This window comes from Psychrobacter luti (assembly GCF_014192115.1).
GTDB lineage: Bacteria > Pseudomonadota > Gammaproteobacteria > Pseudomonadales > Moraxellaceae > Psychrobacter > Psychrobacter luti.
Genome location: NZ_JACHXL010000001.1, coordinates 1,021,425 through 1,040,002, shown reverse-complemented (window position 1 = coordinate 1,040,002; position 18,578 = coordinate 1,021,425). Strand labels below are relative to the sequence as shown.

Sequence of the window (18,578 nt, the reverse complement as noted above, 5' to 3'; positions counted from 1 at the left end):
TGTCTTCTTTTATCTACTACTTCAGAGTGGTGGACAGGACCCGTTTGTCTTTTTTTTCATATAAAGCCTATTGTAGCTATCAATTAGCTTAACTGATCACTATAGGCTTTATGTTTATGTACCCATGATTAATTCATATAGGAAGAACAAAGTATGAACCGTAGTTATAAGGTAATTTGGAATAAGTCATTACGCTGTTTTATGGCAGTCTCAGAATATGCAAAAAGCCGTGGAAAATCTTCAAGTAGCGCCGTGAAAGCCAGCGTCCCTGTCTCTGCTGATATAGCAACAGAAGGTACACAGCTATTGCGATTAAGTACTTTATATATAGGTCTAGCAGCAGCGGGAATGAGTCTGTCGCCTCAAGTTTTTGCTGCTGCTAGTACAGGGGGTACAGGAAGTGGTACCGTAATTTCTTCTTGTGAAGGAAGTACAGGAGCAAATAAGCAAGCAACTACACCTAATTCTGGTGCTTCCAATGCTATTGCCATTGGTTGTAACTCTACAGCCACTGAAAATTCAGGTATTTTGGATAGACAAAATCCGTATAACAATAGCACTGCAGCTGGTAATACTAATAACATTAAATGGAGTACAGATAATGGCTATACAGGCGGTAGTACTGCTATTGGTGCTGGCGCAGAGTCTAATGGTCTAGCAACTGCCATAGGAACTTATGCTAAAGCAAGTAATACCGCAGCTGTTGCAGTGGGTGTTGCTGCCGTGTCTAGCGGAAATACTTCTTTAGCAATAGGTCGTCAATCAGCAGCCACTGCTGACTACGCACAAGCAATTGGTAATGTGTCTGCTGCGACAGGTAAAGGAACACTGGCGATCGGTCATTCTGCCACTGCAACAGGTTATCGTGCGATTGCCATCGGTTCACCAGATATTGAAAACGCAGGAAGCGTAGGTACAGGACAATCAGGAACCAATTATCAAACTGTCGGTCAAACAAAAGCTTCTGCTAAAGATTCAATTGCTTTTGGTGGTGGTGCGCAAGCGACTGCAGAAAATGCCTTATCCATTGGTGCTTTTTCAGAAGCGACAGCTGAAAAGTCAGTCGCTATTGGCACAGGCGCGAAAGCAACAGCCACTAATGCTGTAGTCATTGGTGAAGGTGCTAATACCGCTGTTTCAGGTGGTGTGGCACTGGGTCTAAATTCGAGAGTAAATGGTATAAATAGTGCAGCTTTAGGACAAAACTCTATTGCTGAAGCACAGTCAGGAGCATCATTTTTAACTAATATGGCTGCCACTACTCAAGGCACTGTGTCATTTGGTAACAGCACTGAAAAACGCCGTCTGACAAACTTAGCTGATGGTGCGATAGACAGCGATGCGGTAACAGTAGCGCAATTAAGAAAACAAAATATATTGAGCAATAAACAAGGTGAAGATACAGCAGCGGCTCTAGGTGGCGGTTCAACTTATAATCCAGTTACGGGTGCAGTGACTCTACCTAAATACAATGTAGATGGCAACGAAGTCACTAACGTTGGTGCGGCGATTACTAATATCGATGGTCGTACTACTACAAATAGTAATAACATCACTAATCTACAAAATCAAACCTTTAAGATTCAGGTAAATAATGATACAGCAACTGCTGTCGGTGCTGATGCAACAGTCAGTTTTAAAGACGGCAATAATATTAAAGTCAATCGTAGTGGTAATAACATTACGATTGGTACGGCGGATGACATCAATGTTGATAGCGTGACCGCTAAAGACGCCAATGGCAATGAAACCAAGCTAACAGCCACTGGTACCAACGTCACTGACGGCACCAACACCAGTAACTATGGTGCGGAAGGTCTGACCATCACTGGCGGCCCAAGTGTCACTACCGCTGGTATCAATGCAGGCAACCAGAAAATCATCAATGTCGACAACGGCAGTGTACTGATTGGCAGCAAAGATGCCATCAATGGTGGCCAGCTGTTTGACTCAGCAGAATCGGTCAAAAACGTTATTGGTGGCAACGCCGAGAATAATGGCGGCTTGATCACCTCAACTGACATTGGTGGAACTGGTGCTGATACCATTCATGGTGCAATTACCAATGTTAAGAATGCAGCAACCGCGGCGAAGACTATCGTTACTGAAGGTGAAAACATTCTAGTCACTGAAACCGTCGACCAAACAACGGGTGCCAGCAGCTATGAAGTCAAAACCAAGCGTGACCTTGATCTTGATAGCGTGACCGCTAAAGACGCCAATGGCAATGAAACCAAGCTAACAGCTACTGGTACCAACGTCACTGACGGAACCAACACCAGCAACTATGGTGCTAATGGCTTTACAGCTACAGACGCTGCTGGTAACAATGGCATCACTGTCAACCAAGGCGGCGTCAGCTTTATTGATGGTACAGGTCAGCAAACAGGTCCAAGCATTGCTGTAGGCGGTATTAATGCAGGCGGTAAAGTCATTACTGGTGTCGCTGATGCCGTTGATGCAACAGACGCTGTGAATAAGGGTCAATTAGACAGCCTAGCCGACGGAGCTGTGCAATATGAGCGCGATCCTATTACGAACGCTATCAATTACAACAAAGTCATTTTAGCTGGTACGCCTGCTGTCATTGGTAAAGATGCTAATGGCAATAACATTGTCATCAGTGGCGGCACTAGCCTTGGCAATGTAGCCAATGGGGTAAACGCCTCTGACGCGGTGAATAAGGGTCAATTAGACTCAACGCAAAATGCCTTAACGAATGCAGGCTTAAGCTTTGCAGATGATAGCGGTACGAATGTTAAGCGCAAACTTGGTGAGACCTTAAATATCACTGGCGGTGCAAAATCTCCCTTAACGACTGGCAACATTGGTGTGGTGGCCAATGATAAAGATGGTCTACTCGTGCAACTTGCCAAAGACATCGATCTTGGTGCAGATGGCAGCGTGAAGACTGGTAACACAGTGACCAATAATAAAGGTGTTAAAGTAGATGACGGCCAAGGCAATAGCACTACTATTACTACTGCTGGTACCAATGTTGTCGATGATGAAGGCAACAGCGCTGACTACACTGCAACGGGTTCTGAGCTGGCTGATAAAGATGGCAACACCAATATCAGTACGGCTAAGGGCAATACCATCACTAACGGCGACAACGTGACCACCATCACTGGTAAAGGCACTAATGTCGTTGATAATGCAACTGGCAACAGTGTTGACTATGGCGCTAATGGCTTTATTGCCACTGACGCAGCAGGCAACACTACCATCTTTAACCAAGGCGGTGTCAGATTCATTGATGGTACAGGTCTGCAGACAGGCCCGAGCATCAGTGTCCATGGTCTTAATGCTGGTGGCACGATCATTACCAATGTAGGCGATGCTGTTAAAGCAACAGATGCTGTGAACAAAGGACAGTTAGATAAAATTACGGCAGAAGCTAACGGTAAAACGGATGCTTTAGGTAATAGCACAGCAAACAACCTAGGTGGCGGCGCAAAATATGATTCAGATACGGGTAAAGTAAGCGCACCTTCTTATAGCTTAGATAATGGGAATGTGAATGCCAACAATGTAGGCGATGCGCTAACCAACCTTGATGACCGCATTACCTCAAACACTGATAATATCGCTAATCTGGCTGCTGGCAAAGCAGGCCTCGTCCAGCAGCAAACTCCTACTGATAGCATTACGGTAGGAGCTGCAACCGGTGGGACTAGTGTTGACTTTACTGGTAAAGATGGCGACCGTATGTTAACGGGTGTGGCTAACGGTACCGTAGCGGCTGGATCTAATGATGTCGTAAATGGTGATCAGCTAAACAACACTGCCGATTCTATCGTAGGCGTTATCGGTGGCAATGCCAAAAATAAAGGTGGGGTTATTACTACCACAGACATTGGCGGCACTGGTAAAAACACCATCGACGATGCTATTGCTTCTCTCAAAGATGGTGAGAATGCATCGAACGATAACATTCAAGCCAATACTGGCAGACTTGACGCTGGTCTAAGCTTCGGTGCTGATAATGGTGCTGATATTAATAAGCCAATAGGCGATGGTACTGCGCTTAAGTTTGAAGGTAGTGACAATATCACGACGACCACGACTGGTAGCGGCATTAAGTTTGATTTAAGTGGCAATATCAGCGTAGATAGTGTGACCACTGGTAATACCACGGTTAATAATAATGGCGTAAGCATCAAAGACGGTCCAAGCATGACAGTAGATGGTATTTATGCTGGTAATAAAACCATTACTGGCGTGGCTGATGGTATCGAGGTTAATGATGCGGTCAATCTTGGTCAATTAAATGCTCTGGACCAGAGAGTTAGCAACAGCGTCAATGAGTTGGGCTACAAGATTGGTGAAGTTGAAGATGGTGCTAATGCCGGTATTTCAGCAGCCATGGCGATGTCTTCACTGCCACAAGCTTATATCCCTGGTAAATCCATGATAGGCGGTGGTGTCGCGACTTACAACGGTCAAAGTGCGGTTGCAGTGGGTATCTCAAGAGTTTCTGATAATGGTCGTTGGGTAATTAAAGCAAATGGTACAGCCGATACGCAAGGTAATGCTGGCGGCGCAATTGGTGCAGGCTTCCATTTCTAAATCTCGTATTGCTACATTATTTGATGACAGCGCCCGTCCACAAATGGGCAGGCGTTGTCAAATTACTCATAACATATATTAAGGAATGAATAATGAAAAAATCTCTATGCCATTATGGCTTATTGGCAACGACCGCATTGCTCTTCACAGTATCTGGCTGTGCGCAAAAAAATATAATGCCAACTTGGCATTTGACACCTGGCGCGCAAAAAGGCTCTGTCACCCCTGATGATGTGGTATTCCCTGATTCTAATAAAGCCTGGCAAAAAGGCGGCACTATCGTTAATCACCAAGATATCGCCAAGATTAGAGTGGGAACCACGAAAGACGAGCTGTATAAGTTAATTGGCACGCCTCATTTCAGCGAAGGTTTTAATGCTCGTGAATGGGATTATATTCTAAAATTCTATGATGCTAATAACACAGTAGAAACGTGCCAATATAAAATAATCTTTGATGACAGCTATGAGGGCAGAATACGCGACGATGAATTCTTCGCCACTGAGTTTTATTGGCAGCCAGCATCTTGTGCTAAATATGCACAGTTTAAACGCTAATGGCTCGTTAAGCGCTAATAGCTTGAGAATAGAAATGTAAAGAGCAAGACATTAGATGTCTTGCTCTTTATGCTTAATATTTCAATTTAGAATATTGTAAGTGCACAATGAAATAGGAAAGTTAATAAGAGGCCGTACTTACCCAAACAAGAAATATATTGATTGTTGGTTTCAAGTAATTGTAATCAATCTTTGATACTAAGTTATGCTGAAGAAAACGTATACCTAGGCTTGATAAACTAAGCAGCATCATAGTGCTGAGCGACTGAATGCTCGTCTTGCAGAGTAAGCTCACCAGATGATTCATTATATTCCAGAAGAGTACGGCATTAAATGCCGTCATCACGAGCGCTTTGAAGTCAATATAAACTCCGATCATAACAAGCTAGTTTATCCAAACCTAGTTGATCAGAAGTTTGATGCAAATCGCTCTAACGAAGTCTGGGTCAGTGTTATCACTCTTATATGACCTAATAAGGGTTGGCTGTACGTACTTAGGAGGAGTTAAAGAGCTCATCGGCTATGCCATCAATAAGCGTATGACAACAGAACTAGTATTCCGTGGCTCAATATGGCAATTAAGAGTAAACAAACCAGCTAAGCGTTAATTGTGCATTCTCGCATAGGGAGTCAGTACTGTAGTTATGATTATAATCTAGCATAGATTTAAGGGCTCAATGTTCACATGAAGGTACTTACTATTGAGCTGTTATCGACGTTAATGAATAGTGACTTGGGCAGCAGCGGTAGGTTTTATTGAGATGTAAATATATAGCTGCATGTATAAAAACCAAACTTTTATTTTGCTAAAATGTATAATATTTGCACTTATATAGTGACCAGAATACAGATTTTGGCCTGTATGAAATGTCTTAATTTACGCTAAGTGTCATGATATTTTATTCAGTTAAGGCTTTGATATATATAGTAATGCATGTTAATATACTTTAATGATTTTTTACATAGTTTAGTGGGTCTAGCCTGTCACGCCGGGGGTCACGGGTTCGAGTCCCGTCCGCTGCGCCATATTTAAAACGAATTTAAACTGTAAAGTTTAAGCAAGTTTCGCCTCAAGTATTAGTTTACTTGGGGTTTTTTTGTGTCTGTTTATTTTTTATGCGTCTTTGATTAAAAGCACGCTCATTTTTTTTCTATTAGCCCTACGTGCTATTGATTATTCGTCGAATAAAAATATATCGCCTGTTACCTTACCTTTGTTAAGTTTTATACGGTTTTTAAGATAGTAGGCAGTACTGTTCATACAGCTTTTGTAGGCTGTGCTAATATGCAAGTTCTAGATCAATAATATAATAGGAATGAAAAATAACATGGACTATAACCACATACCTAGAGAGCCGTTAGGCTTCTTCCCAACTCCGTTAATTGAGCTGAAAAGATTGAGTAAAGTCTTGGGCGGTCCCAAAATTTATATGAAAAGAGATGACAATACCGGACTGGCATTAGGGGGCAATAAGACCCGCAAGCTTGAATTTATCCTCGGTGACGCGCTTGCCAAAGGCGCTGATACCATCATCACCGCAGGCGCGATACAGTCAAACCACTGTCGTCAGACAGCTGCTGCGGCGGCGAGCTTAGGGATGGAGTGTCATTTAGTCTTAGGCGGCGAAGAGCCTGAGCTGGCAAGTGGCAATCTGTTGCTAGATAAGCTATTCGGTTGTCATATTCACTGGGCAGGCGCTAATCGCAAAGGCGAAGACATTCCCCGCATCGTTGAGCAATTAACCAAACAAGGTAAGAACGTCTATGTAGTGCCGTACGGTGGCTCAAGTGAGCGAGGTGCGTTAGCCTTTGTAGAAGCGTTTAAAGAGCTAGAATCGCAGCGTCAAAGCATGGGTATCTCCTTTACGCATATCGTGTTTGCGTCGAGCTCTGGCGGCACGCAAGCAGGCCTAATGCTTGGCAACAAAATTTTTAACTCCCCTTATCAAATCGTGGGCATCAATATTGATAAAGGTGAAACCGATAAAGTTTCTTTCGATCAATATACACTGGCGCTTGCTAATAGCACGGCAAAATTAATCAATACGGATTATGGATTTACCGCGTCAGATTTAATTCTTAACTCTGATTATGTTGGCGAAGGCTATGGCGTAGTGGGCGCATTAGAAAATGAGGCTATTGCCATGACTGCCCAAATGGAAGGGATATTAGTAGATCCTGTTTATACTGGTCGCGCGATGGGAGGGCTGATAGACATGGTTCGCACGGGGAAAATCAAGGAAAGCGACAGTGTTTTATTTTGGCATACTGGCGGTGCACCGGCTTTATTTGCTTATGCCAACGAGCTGGATTTGGCGAAAAAAACCCAGTAATCTAGAAATTTAATTTCTTAAATAAGAAGTTTAACTTGTTATTAGTTAATTGATTAATTCAATGGTTATGGGTGCTGATTAAGCCGGCTAACACTAGCAATCAGCGCTACCATAATAATACCCATAATGATAAGAATCCCCGACATCATGTGTGCCGCCTCATAATTTAGCGCTTCTACTTGCTCATATATTGCAATCGACACAACCTTTGTCTCGCCTGAAATGCTACCACCTATCATAAGCACCACGCCAAACTCGCCAATTGTATGAGCAAAGCTGATTAAGCTACCCAAAATAATTCCAATGCGCGCTTGCGGTAGAGCAACCCTTATAAAGCGTCTAAGACGGCTGGGCTCTAGTAAGCTTGCGACCTCCATCACGCTTGGTGGAATGCGTAAAAACTGCGCGTAGACGGGCTGAATATAGAAGGGTAGGGAGTAGATAATAGAGCCAATAACCAGTCCTTCAAAGGTAAAAACCAAGGGGCTGATATTATGCTCGATAAGCCACTTACCAATACCGACGCTGGGGCTCAGCAGTAATAATAAATAAAAACCAATCACGGTAGGCGGTAAGACAAGTGGCATAGCAATGATGCCCATCAACAGAACTTTAAGACGAGACACCGCTTGCCCACGGCTAGGTTTGGCAAGCCAATACGCCACAGGAGTAGCGAACAGCAGTAAGCATAAGGTGGTGATAGCAGCAAGCTTAATACTTACCCAAACGGGGCTTAGCATGTCTGCTATCAGAGATTGAGCAATCATAGCGTTACTTATCAACTGGCTTAGTCCATGCTAACCTTTTCATTTATCCTAACCATCTACTCATTGAATTTATCTGCAAGTTTATCAATAAACGCATGTATTTAATTATTAATCAATCAATTCACAAAGCCTTATCAATCAACCGCAAGATAGCCAGCTTTAGAAAAATACTGCTGTCCAGAAGGCGCGCGTAGATAGTTGGAAAAATCTGTCGCGGCAGTAGCATCACTAAGCACTATTCCATCTTGTAAAATAGCTGGGTAAGAGTCTGGCGCTAACGTATAAAACTGCTCAGGCGTGGCTTTCATCGCCGTCAGCTGTGATTGGGCGACAAAGCCATAATCGACATTACCAGTATGCGCATATTGAAACGCTTGCCCAATATTTTCAGCTTGTATAATACGATTTTGCTCAGTGAGCGTGTCAAAGATATCTTGCGCCTGTAGATACGCTTGTGCCGACTTGCCATAAGGGGCAAGTTCTGGATTGGCAATGGTAATTTTACTGTCAGACCCATTCATTAATAATTCGTTTAAGGTAGTAGGGTTTAACTCTTTTAGAGATTTAGTAGTGCTGTATAGTGCCAGTTGACCTTGGGTATAGGTAAACGGCTGATAGGTTGTTTTGTCAGCAGACTTTAAATTATCTGGTTTTTCTTTGGCAAGTTTGGCAGGGAATTCCTGATTGGCGGATAAAAATATATCGTACGGTGCGCCAGAGATAATTTGCGCATATAGCTTACCTGAAGAGGCATAAGTCACCTCAATCTCTTGTGCTGGCAGGCTCTTACCCTTTTTATAGCCGGCAATAATGTCAGGCAATACATCAGATAAGTTGGCCGCAGCAGCGATACGCAGCGTTTGGCTATGCTCAGTGGTGTTAGCGTCCGATTGAGTAGGCTGAGTGGTTTGCTCTTTGCTACAAGCAGTTAGCATTAATGCTAAGCAAGCTGAGGTTATGGTTATTATTTTAAGCATTATTATGGAACCTTCCTATTATTGCTCGCTATTCCCTATCGCTTTGAGCAGCCATTTGAATCGCATTTTTAACCGTTGTTGTTAAGCCATTTTGAAGAGTCATCTTGGTAGTATTCTTGCTTCCAAACTGGAATGTCGGCTTTGATGGTATCTAATATCCAGCGACAGGCATCAAAAGCAGGATAGCGATGCGCAGAGACCACGCCAACCCACACCGCCACATCACCAATCTCTAACGCACCGATACGATGGATGGCAATCGCATGGGTAATCTCGAAACATTTTTTTGCCTCTTCGATAATGACGCGACCTTGATTGATGGCGAGGTCTTCATAACCGTAATAGGTCAAGCGATTGACGCTACTGGCATTATTATGATTGCGTACCCGTCCCTCAAAGCATACAAATGCGCCGCAGCTGTCATCATCGAGCGTTTTTTTAAGGCGGCTTTCATCAATATCAGTATCTAACAGTGCAAAACCATCACGTTCAGCGATGAGATACGCTTCATCGATGCTACGCTTGATGCTCATCGACTGCCCATGTACATTGTCTGTCATAACTATTTTCTCTATTTATTATTTTAAGATTATTAGCTATATAAATAAATATTTGGAGGGTTTTAACCGCCAGCGACCGGCGTGATAAAAACCACACTATCACCGTCATAAATCTCATCTGTCCACTTAGCAAAGTAATCATTTACTGCCACACGTAACTCCGACTGCGGACGACTAAAGCGATGCTTTTGGCTCAGCTGCTCATACAGTTCGGTCAATGAAGTTGACTGTGGCACCGTGATTTTTTCTTCATGACAATTGGCTTCATCGGCTAAGCTAGCGAAATATAAGACATTAATACTCATCGTGGCATCAGTATTGTCGTCGATTAAAGTGCTCATAGAAGTCTCCATTATTGATTCATTACTAAGCTTTTTTTATATGGCGTTAATGAGGCTGATTTACCCATGCTGATAGTCTGACTTACCGCCAGTTTTTTTCAGTAGATGAATATTATCAATCACAATGTCATGCGAGATGGCTTTGGTCATATCATAAATGGTCAAACAGGCAACACTAACCGCCGTTAATGCTTCCATCTCTACCCCAGTTTTATGGGTGACTTTGACGGCAGCAGTCACAGTGATACTGTTTTGGTCATCATCGTATGCAAAGCTTAAGCTGATTTTATCTAAAGGCAGAGGATGACAAAGTGGAATTAAATCGTGGGTGCGTTTGGCTGCCATGATACCGGCGATATGAGCAGTTTGAGTAATGCTGCCTTTTTTAGTCATACCGTCCGCGTCTTTGATTTGCGTATAAATATCTGCAGGAAAAACGACCTGTCCGACTGCATGGGCTTCTCTGGTGCTAGCCGTTTTGCCACTGACATCTACCATGGTGATATCACCGTCGCTATCTAAATGCGATAGGACAGGTTGATTATTTTTTTTATTGTCGTTATTCATTTTCATGTCTCTTAAATGACTGGTTTCTCTTAATAAATATTTTTATATATCACGCAAAGCAGTGCATGCACACTCAAACGCATCTGGCGTATTAAAATTGGTTAAATCTTGCCATGCTTTTGCAAAAGGGACAGGCTGCATAATCGGCTTAATAAACTTCATCACTTGTCGCTGCCCATCGTCAATATAACGTTTTAAATCAGGTTCAATACTTAAACGATATAAACCTAACAATGGATATAAATTACTGTTATCAGTTAGGCAAATGACAGATTTGTCTGCAGCTTGCGTGATATAAGGTTGCAGTTTTTGCCATAAATCGGTAACTGGAATTAAGCTATCACAGCTAATGACCATCAACCAAGATTGCTGCCAGCTTGCGTCTTTCGTTAATTGGTTTGAACTTACCAAACTCTTTAATGATTGCAGCGCTGCTTCAATCGCTACCAACGCGCCGCCTGTTTCAATCGGTTTATTATCATTGCTTGACAGAATCTTGTTAGAAAAACCGTTAGCAGATAGATAATCAGTAAGATGAAAGACTAGCGATTGTGGATTTTTCTTAAGCAAATCTGGAGTGATGCTAAATCCACGTCCATTATCTGCAATCATAATAGCTATATTGCTTATCATCGCAGTGCTTAATTCAAGCGCTTGTCTGACATGATAGTCAAGCAAGCGTTCACCTGTGGGCAGTATAAGCTCAGCTTTTGGCGACCCCATACGTTTGGATGCACCGCCCGCCAAAATCACGATACCTGCTAAACGACTGAGTTCATCTGTTTGGATTAAGCTATCCGCCACTTTAAGCACGAATCAATCATGACCTGGGTTGGTACGCATAAAGTGCGGCACAAAGTTACAAGGACGCGTGCGGCTATCGAGCTGCTCTTGTAAGATGCCTTCCCAAGCGGTGCGGCAAGCACCTGATGAACCAGGCAGGCAAAAAATACCCGTGCCATTTGCCATGCCAGCGACGGCGCGAGATTGGATGGTAGACATGCCGATATCGTCTTTTGAGATTAAGCGGAACATCTCACCAAAACCATCAACCGATTTATCAAATAATACGCCAACCGCTTCCGGCATGCTGTCTCTAATATAAAAGCCAGTACCGCCAGTGGTAATAATAGCGTGCACATCTGGGTCGGCAATCCAGCCACTAATCACGGCTCTGATTTTATAAATATCATCAATAATCAGTTGGCGATCTGCCAGCTGGTGCCCTGCTGCGGTCAGTTGGTCGACCAAGTACTGCCCTGAGGTGTCTTCTGCAAGAGTACGACTGTCAGAAACCGTTAAAATAGCGATATTAAGCGGGGTAAAGGGGGCTTGCAGCTTACTCATGGATATTCCTTAATAAATACGCTTGTTATGGAAATAAAAGTTTTTATTATTAATAAATCAACCGCCAATCATCGACAAATTATTCATCATGCCGCTGTTTGATTCGTGAAGGTGATGATGCTCAGGTTTAATCGGCATAAAGCTGTGCAGGGTATTAACGAGACCAGCCACATCATCTTGCTCAAGATAGTGACGAATATCGTAGTTACCTTGATCAAATAAGCACAGATGCACCTTGCCTTGACTACTGACCCGCAGGCGATTGCAGCTGTCACAAAAATGGGCAGCATAAGGGGCAATCATACCGATACGACCTTTATAATCTGGATGGCTATATTCTATCGCTGGACCATCGTTGCTACCACGTATATGGGTTTGCCAGCCGTTTTTTAATAAGTAATTGGTAATGATATCGGACTGTGCATGCTGCGCAAAAAATAAGTCACTGTTGTCACTGGTCTGCATAAATTCAATAAATCGATAAGTGACAGGTCTATTTTTTACATAATCGATGGCATTCATCAGATTTTCAAAGGCCGTTTCTGCCATTAAAATACTGTTTATTTTGAGCTTAATATCTGTGGTCGCAAGTAAGGTATCCATATCAGCCAAGAGCTGCGGCAACATATCGAAGCCAGTCATCTTATGAAAAGTAGCAGCATTAAAGCTATCCATACTGATATTGAGCTGATTAAGCCCAGCTGCTTGCCAGTTAGCTAAATGCTTGCCAAGTTTATAACCATTGCTGGTCATGGCAACGGTTTCAATGCCTTTGGTGTTTTTGATGGTTTTAATAATCTCTACCACATCACGGCGTATAGAGGGTTCACCGCCAGTAATTCTGACTTTTTTAGTGCCAACTTGGGCAAAGCCGCGGATTAAGGTGGCAATTTCGCTGATACTGAGCTCGTTTTGTGGTGGTTTGCCTTGATAGCCATCGGGCAGGCAATACTCGCAGCGAAAATTACAGAAATCAGTAATCGATAGACGCAAATAAGTTAGACGTCGTGCGAAACCATCGGTTAATGGTTGAGAAAGCGTGACCGGAGAATACGTCGACGTGATAGCAGTTTTCGATGAGTCAACATCAAAAACAGCGGGTGCAGCGGCAGGCGAATACAATTGCGCATTGCCTACGGTGGGGGCAAGATGGTTCATAGATGATTACCATTAATATTAAGTATAGTGTGTACTTTTAGGCGTTGCCTCAGGTTATGAGTGGAATATTCTATTTAAATACGATTATGACAGCTTGCTAGCAAATAACCATTCACCATAAGTGAGCTGAAAACTACCACCAAAGTAGTAGCTGCTAATCGGTCGTAATTTTAAAAATTAGGATATGCACTAAGCAGTTTCTCATGATCAATAGCATAAAGAGTTATTAACTGTGTAACTCTTTATGCCATTGATTAGCCATGCAGCTTTTTAGCTATAAAGTTATCAATGATTCAATGATTCAATGATTCAATGATTTAGCTGTTATTTAGCAATGTAACCAAGGGAAGGGCTGTACGGTTACTGTTTCGCCAGCAGCTATATTGCCAGAATCTTGCGCCAAGACAATAAAACAATTGGCATGGCTAAGCTGTTTAATACGGTGCGATTGCTGCTTGCTAAAGCTTTCAACTTCAAATTCGCCCGCTGCATTCTGCGACAAAATGCCTCTTTGAAAATCCATCCGTCCTGCCGATTTTTTTATATCGTTTTTAAGGGTGGCGATTAGGCTGAGCTGCATGGGTCGCTCTTGTGGCGCAGCGCCTGCCATTTGCCACAAAGCGGGAATGACAAATTGCAAGCTACCGACGACGGTCGATAGTGGATTACCGGGTAAGCCAAAATATAATACGGGCTTGGCAAGGTTTTTAGTTAGCTCGCCAAAGACAAACGGTTTACCGGGTTTCATAGCGACTTTATAGTGGTTAATTTGCCCTAGCTGCTCAATGACAGTGGTTAAAAAGTCATAGTCGCCGACCGATACGCCTGCGGTAGAGATAAGGACGTCACACTCTTGCATGGCTTTAGTTACGGCAGCGGTAGTTTTGTCTAAATCATCAGCAATGATGCCATAATCGCGGATAGTGACGGGCAAGTCAGCGAGTAAGCTTTTTAGAGTAGGGGTGTTGGAGTTATAGATTTGCGCCAAGCTGGTCAGCTCATGACCAATCGCCACCAGTTCATCGCCAGTCGCCAGTACCCCAACGATTAAAGGCTGGTATACCTTTACTTTATCAAAACCCAAATTAGCCAGCAGGCTGATATCCGAAGGATTTAAGCGCTTACCTTTTAATAAAACCGCTTCGCCAGTTTCAATTTCTTCGCCTTGCTTACGGATATTATCATCATGCTTAGCGTCTTTACTTAACGTAATAGCATAAGGCTGCGATTTATCTATACTGTCTTTTATCGCGGCAAAATTGGTGTTTTCTTGCATGATAACCGTAGTGCAGCTTTTAGGAACGAGCGCACCAGTAAAAATGCGGACACCTTGCCCTGAATGTATATCACCACTGTAAGGGCTACCCGCTTGTGATTCGCCGACGATATCAATCGTGCCGTCTGCTGAGAGTACGCTGTCTTTAGCAATAGCATAACCATCCATCGCTGATAGGTTTTGCCTTGGTATCGCAAAAGGTGAGACGATATCTTCTGCCAATATATGATGACGGCTGTCTAATAAGTCGTAGCTAACGACGTCTCTTTTATTGAGCGGATAGTCGTTGGTATTATAAGTTTCTATACGCTGCTGTATTTCAGAGATTAGCCCTGCAACCGTAATCATAAACGTTTACTCATTTTATTAAAATTGAACTGTATTATTAATTTGAAACTGCATATAGCTATAAAGGACAGGTTGTATGTTAGCAACCTTTATACCATAGCAGCTACTTTATAACATAAGAAGTAAGCGACTGACAGCATAGTGCTTAGCCGCGGAAAATATTCTCTTGCTCAAGCGTCATGTCGATACCTTCGATTTCAGCTTCATTCGCTAAAGTAAATAAGTAGTCGCATAATGACTGGTGAAACGCTTGCTGGCTCAGCTTATTGTGGATAGCAGGGCTAACTTGCTCATAAGTCATCTGTATGCCAGGTTCTTTATTGAGCACATCAACGATATGAAAACCGTAACGGCTCTCGATAGGGCTTGGGGCAAGTCCTGCGTCTAATTTAAATAACGCACCTTCGAATTCTTGTACGGTTTGACCTTTGCTAATAACACCCAGTTCGCCACCTTGCTCTTTTGAAGGGCAAGCTGAATGCTGGCGTGCTAATTGAATAAACTCGGCGTCAGGATTGGTATTGTTTTTGATTTGTTCAATTAATTCGTAAGCGGTCTTTTTAAGCTTTAAGCGCTCATCGCCATCTTCAGGTAAGCATGCCAATAAAATATGGCGTACGGTCATAATAGGATCGGTCTTAAAATCAGTGATGTTTTGATTATAATAGCGCTCACAAGTTGCCATATCTGGCATCGTCGCTTCAACGTTTTTGTCTATCAGACTCGAGATGGCTTGTTCTTCGTCGTTTCCCCATGCAGTCTCGCCAAGGCTTGGCTCATCTAAAACTGCCAATCTAAGTAATTCACGCACAACCAGCGCTTGTGTCGCTAAATATACCGCATCTTCTTTGTTTTCCGCTGGATGATACTGTAGCTCTTGGGCGATATTGGTTCTATCTATCATCACGCCATTAACCGTCACTGACGGCAGCTCATTACGGCTAGAGGCAATCAGATTATTATGGTTGCTACGCTCTTCTGCCATCGCTTTTTCGATAAACTCTTGATCAGAATGTGGTTTTTGCAGATCCGTCAAGGTTGGCATCAGATGCACGATATCATCACCATGGCTATGGTTGTGCTCATGGCTATGGTTGTGCTCATGGCTATGGTTATGATGATGGTGATCGTGGCTGTGGTCATGGCCACAATTATGACCGCTGTGTGTGTTATCCGCACCAGTAGGGGCATGAGCAGCATGGTCAATATGAGTGTCACTACTAACGTTATTATTTACATGGTTATTGACGTTATTAGTCGTCGTGTGGTCGGCTGGATTGTAGGTACTGACAGTCATGGCTTTTGCTCCACTAAGGGTTTTGGTAATAGGAATTTTAAAATACAGTCAATCTTAAACTACAGTTAATATGAGTATGACGATTAAAAATATTTGTGCTAAAGCTACTTGCGTTACAAATTATTTATACTAAAAACTATTTGCATTAAAGATAACGAGTGTTAAAGCGGAATAAAAAAATAGAGCCGCCTTTAAATGATGTTACTGCTAATGAAGCATTTAAAGGTGGCTCTATGGCTGTTGCTAAGTGACTTTATATTATCTTTAACCAAGTATTGAGCGCATTTTCTATCTTGCTCAACGCTTAGTTAGACTGATAATATTAAGCCAGCTCTAGGCTCATCTTCGGACCAAAGGGTTCGTAATGAACGCTATCAACGCCATGGTCAAGATTCATTAAGCCATCAATGATACTTTCCATAAACATCATAGAGCCACAGACATAAATATCGGCAGGCTTCGGTAAATTGGCGAGCCACGCTTCATCTAAAATTTGTCCAGAGTCAAAGTAGAAGATGTGCTTTTCTACAATTTCGGCAGCGGCAAGCAACTCATTAACTTTGCTTTCAAAGGCATGATGTTCTTTATTCTGACAGGCATAAACCCAAACGATAGGGCGTAGTGGATTGGCCGCTACTTGCGCCTCTAACATCGATAGGATTGGGGTGACACCGACACCTGCACTGACCAATACCAATGGGATTTCGTTTTGTTGTACCAAGTCTTGGTTGAGCTCAAAGTCACCGGCAGGGGCAGATAATAAAATCGTATCGCCAACGTCTAAGTGATCATGTAAGTAGTTTGACACTAAACCATTATATTCATTGCGATTGTCACGTCTAACGGCAAACTGAATGCCTTTGTCGCTATGTGCTGAATATAAAGAATAATGACGTAGGGCAATATGGTCACTGTCTTTTGGATCAGTTTTAACCGTGATGTATTGACCGGCAGACAGTTTAAGTTTGTTTAAATCAATATCATCGTTTGCAGGAACGACAGTAAAGGCTGCAATATCAGTCGCTGCTTCTGATTTTTCGGTAATCGTAAACGGCGCAAAACCTTCCCACATCTCTTGCTCGTACATGCCTCTTTCTAACTGAATAAAGACATCGGCAATTTCATCATAGGCTTCTGTCCAAGCATCGATGATGTCATCGTTCGCCGCTTCGCCCAGTACTTCTTTGATAGCACCCAATAAATGATGACCAACGATAGGATAGTGCTCAGGCAAAATTTGCAAAGCACGATGCTTATGGCTGATCTGGGTAACTTGCGGCAATAGTGTCGCTAAGTTTTCCAAATGCTTGGCTGCTGCCAAAACGGTCATAGCCAGTGCCGTTTGCTGACGGCCTAATTTTTGATTGGTTTCGTTAAAAATATCCAGCAGTTCAGGATGTTCGTTGAACATGTTTTTATAAAATACGGTAGTAATCGCGGTCCCATGTTCTTCGAGCACAGGTACGGTTGCTTTCACGATTTCTAATGTTTGTGGTGACGCCATGATAGATCCTTTAGTGATATTTCACATTGATAAGTTTAGGGATTAAAATTCTTTTTAAGAACCTGGCAACCATTATTAGACGTTATAAAAGCGCTGGGATTAAGCATTTAGCCGTCTAATAATTGAGTGGTTTCTATAAGATTCATTAAAAATGAATCTTATAGTATCGTAACTTCATCCAAACATCAATGCTGTATCACTATTGTGCCTATTTCTATTGGCAACGTTTCTATTGGCAACGTTTCTATTGCGAACGTTTCTCTCTCACAATCTGGTAACGGCGACCGAAATACCAGACTGGCGCGCTGATAATATGAATAAGGCGTGTGAATGGGAATATCGCAATCAGGGTGATACCGAGTGCCATATGCAGCTGATAAATCAAGTCAGTTTGCTCGATACGCGCCGCTGCCTGCCAAGGTCTTAAGATAGTGATGTCTTGTGCCCAGCCTGCCAAATTCATCATGGTGTAGCCATCTAAATGCTTCACTGAGGTAAAGATGGAAATAAGACCTAAGTTAAGCTGAATAAATAATAGCACCAGTACCAGTTTGTCCGAGAACGATGAAGTGTTTGAGATGCGGTCATCGGTAAAGCGTCGCCACATCAGCATTGCCAGACCAAACCAACAGAATACCCCAGCGATACCACCGACAACCACCGCTAAAATCTGCTTATGACCAGCACTGATAAAGCGGTCATAAAGAAAATGCGGCGTCAACATGCCAAATAAATGTCCAAGCAATACGACGATAATACCGACGTGAAATAAGTTGCTGGCAAGGCGCATGTTTTTGGTTCTAAGCATTTGCGTCGAACCAGATTTCCATGAATACTGAGATAAATCAAAACGTACCCAAGTACCAATGATAGCGATAGTCAATGCTATGTACGGATAAACGCCAAAAAGGAAAATTTGCAGCCAACTGAGGTTGGCTAAAGACTGTACACTAGGATCTGCAATATTCATGTCC

The 18,578-nt window shown here is 42.8% G+C and carries 15 protein-coding genes and 1 pseudogene; 4 read left to right on the top strand and 12 right to left on the bottom strand.

Features of this window, described 5'->3' with window-relative positions:
• The first annotated feature begins 153 nt into the window (after window positions 1-153).
• From FHS24_RS04105 to FHS24_RS04095, 4 genes and pseudogenes are all read left to right on the top strand, one after another.
• A complete protein-coding gene (locus FHS24_RS04105) occupies window positions 154-4,572 on the top strand; it encodes an ESPR-type extended signal peptide-containing protein (RefSeq protein WP_183618913.1) in 4,419 nt (1,472 codons plus the stop codon).
• 92 nt (window positions 4,573-4,664) lie between these two features.
• A complete protein-coding gene (locus tag FHS24_RS04100) occupies window positions 4,665-5,129 on the top strand; it encodes an outer membrane protein assembly factor BamE (RefSeq protein ID WP_183618910.1) in 465 nt (154 codons plus the stop codon).
• A gap of 238 nt (window positions 5,130-5,367) precedes the next feature.
• Window positions 5,368-5,727 (top strand): annotated as a pseudogene (locus FHS24_RS12610) (IS3-like element ISPar1 family transposase); the annotation flags it as partial.
• A 730-nt stretch (window positions 5,728-6,457) separates the two neighbouring features.
• Window positions 6,458-7,462, top strand: coding sequence for a D-cysteine desulfhydrase family protein (locus tag FHS24_RS04095; RefSeq protein WP_183618908.1), 1,005 nt, complete (start codon window positions 6,458-6,460; stop codon window positions 7,460-7,462).
• A gap of 65 nt (window positions 7,463-7,527) precedes the next feature.
• Here the strand turns inward: FHS24_RS04095 and modB are convergent, their stop codons facing one another.
• The 12 genes from modB to narI all read right to left on the bottom strand — a co-directional run bounded on the left by modB (window position 7,528) and on the right by narI (window position 18,574).
• Window positions 7,528-8,229 carry a molybdate ABC transporter permease subunit gene (gene modB / locus FHS24_RS04090; RefSeq protein ID WP_183618906.1) on the bottom strand — a complete coding sequence of 234 codons (702 nt, stop codon included), beginning with the start codon at window positions 8,227-8,229 and terminating at the stop codon, window positions 7,528-7,530.
• Between the two features lie 134 nt (window positions 8,230-8,363).
• Window positions 8,364-9,206 carry a molybdate ABC transporter substrate-binding protein gene (gene modA / locus FHS24_RS04085; RefSeq protein WP_183618903.1) on the bottom strand — a complete coding sequence of 281 codons (843 nt, stop codon included), beginning with the start codon at window positions 9,204-9,206 and terminating at the stop codon, window positions 8,364-8,366.
• Between the two features lie 68 nt (window positions 9,207-9,274).
• Window positions 9,275-9,766, bottom strand: a complete 492-nt coding sequence (locus FHS24_RS04080) for a molybdenum cofactor biosynthesis protein MoaE (protein ID WP_183618902.1) — start codon at window positions 9,764-9,766, stop codon at window positions 9,275-9,277.
• A gap of 62 nt (window positions 9,767-9,828) precedes the next feature.
• Window positions 9,829-10,107, bottom strand: coding sequence for a MoaD/ThiS family protein (locus tag FHS24_RS04075; RefSeq protein WP_183618900.1), 279 nt, complete (start codon window positions 10,105-10,107; stop codon window positions 9,829-9,831).
• A 60-nt stretch (window positions 10,108-10,167) separates the two neighbouring features.
• The gene (gene moaC / locus FHS24_RS04070) at window positions 10,168-10,674 is read right to left on the bottom strand and encodes a cyclic pyranopterin monophosphate synthase MoaC (protein WP_183618898.1); all 507 of its coding nucleotides are present in this window, start codon (window positions 10,672-10,674) and stop codon (window positions 10,168-10,170) included.
• A gap of 42 nt (window positions 10,675-10,716) precedes the next feature.
• Window positions 10,717-11,487: a molybdenum cofactor guanylyltransferase gene (gene mobA / locus FHS24_RS04065; protein ID WP_227671719.1), complete on the bottom strand. Its 771-nt coding sequence runs from the start codon at window positions 11,485-11,487 to the stop codon at window positions 10,717-10,719.
• 3 nt (window positions 11,488-11,490) lie between these two features.
• Window positions 11,491-12,021, bottom strand: a complete 531-nt coding sequence (moaB, locus tag FHS24_RS04060) for a molybdenum cofactor biosynthesis protein B (protein WP_089555991.1) — start codon at window positions 12,019-12,021, stop codon at window positions 11,491-11,493.
• Between the two features lie 57 nt (window positions 12,022-12,078).
• A complete protein-coding gene (gene moaA, locus FHS24_RS04055; protein ID WP_183618896.1) occupies window positions 12,079-13,179 on the bottom strand; it encodes a GTP 3',8-cyclase MoaA in 1,101 nt (366 codons plus the stop codon).
• Between the two features lie 328 nt (window positions 13,180-13,507).
• A complete protein-coding gene (locus FHS24_RS04050) occupies window positions 13,508-14,803 on the bottom strand; it encodes a molybdopterin molybdotransferase MoeA (protein ID WP_183618894.1) in 1,296 nt (431 codons plus the stop codon).
• A 145-nt stretch (window positions 14,804-14,948) separates the two neighbouring features.
• The gene (locus tag FHS24_RS04045; RefSeq protein ID WP_227671718.1) at window positions 14,949-16,100 is read right to left on the bottom strand and encodes a peptidylprolyl isomerase; all 1,152 of its coding nucleotides are present in this window, start codon (window positions 16,098-16,100) and stop codon (window positions 14,949-14,951) included.
• Between the two features lie 322 nt (window positions 16,101-16,422).
• A complete protein-coding gene (locus FHS24_RS04040; RefSeq protein WP_183618892.1) occupies window positions 16,423-17,604 on the bottom strand; it encodes a globin domain-containing protein in 1,182 nt (393 codons plus the stop codon).
• A 244-nt stretch (window positions 17,605-17,848) separates the two neighbouring features.
• Window positions 17,849-18,574 carry a respiratory nitrate reductase subunit gamma gene (gene narI / locus FHS24_RS04035; protein WP_183618890.1) on the bottom strand — a complete coding sequence of 242 codons (726 nt, stop codon included), beginning with the start codon at window positions 18,572-18,574 and terminating at the stop codon, window positions 17,849-17,851.
• Between the last annotated feature and the right edge of the window lie 4 nt (window positions 18,575-18,578).

Excerpts from the sequence above, each read along its gene's own strand:
- FHS24_RS04100 (WP_183618910.1), top strand. The coding sequence starts at position 4,665 with ATGAAAAAATCTCTATGCCATTATGGCTTATTGGCAACGACCGCATTG.
- FHS24_RS04045 (WP_227671718.1), bottom strand. The coding sequence starts at position 16,100 with ATGACTGTCAGTACCTACAATCCAGCCGACCACACGACGACTAATAAC.
- FHS24_RS04095 (WP_183618908.1), top strand. The coding sequence starts at position 6,458 with ATGGACTATAACCACATACCTAGAGAGCCGTTAGGCTTCTTCCCAACT.
- narI (WP_183618890.1), bottom strand. The coding sequence starts at position 18,574 with ATGAATATTGCAGATCCTAGTGTACAGTCTTTAGCCAACCTCAGTTGG.
- FHS24_RS04075 (WP_183618900.1), bottom strand. The coding sequence starts at position 10,107 with ATGAGCACTTTAATCGACGACAATACTGATGCCACGATGAGTATTAAT.
- moaC (WP_183618898.1), bottom strand. The coding sequence starts at position 10,674 with ATGAATAACGACAATAAAAAAAATAATCAACCTGTCCTATCGCATTTA.
- moaA (WP_183618896.1), bottom strand. The coding sequence starts at position 13,179 with ATGAACCATCTTGCCCCCACCGTAGGCAATGCGCAATTGTATTCGCCT.
- FHS24_RS04105 (WP_183618913.1), top strand. The coding sequence starts at position 154 with ATGAACCGTAGTTATAAGGTAATTTGGAATAAGTCATTACGCTGTTTT.
- FHS24_RS04040 (WP_183618892.1), bottom strand. The coding sequence starts at position 17,604 with ATGGCGTCACCACAAACATTAGAAATCGTGAAAGCAACCGTACCTGTG.
- moaB (WP_089555991.1), bottom strand. The coding sequence starts at position 12,021 with ATGAGTAAGCTGCAAGCCCCCTTTACCCCGCTTAATATCGCTATTTTA.
- FHS24_RS04050 (WP_183618894.1), bottom strand. The coding sequence starts at position 14,803 with ATGATTACGGTTGCAGGGCTAATCTCTGAAATACAGCAGCGTATAGAA.
- modB (WP_183618906.1), bottom strand. The coding sequence starts at position 8,229 with ATGATTGCTCAATCTCTGATAGCAGACATGCTAAGCCCCGTTTGGGTA.
- FHS24_RS04080 (WP_183618902.1), bottom strand. The coding sequence starts at position 9,766 with ATGACAGACAATGTACATGGGCAGTCGATGAGCATCAAGCGTAGCATC.
- modA (WP_183618903.1), bottom strand. The coding sequence starts at position 9,206 with ATGCTTAAAATAATAACCATAACCTCAGCTTGCTTAGCATTAATGCTA.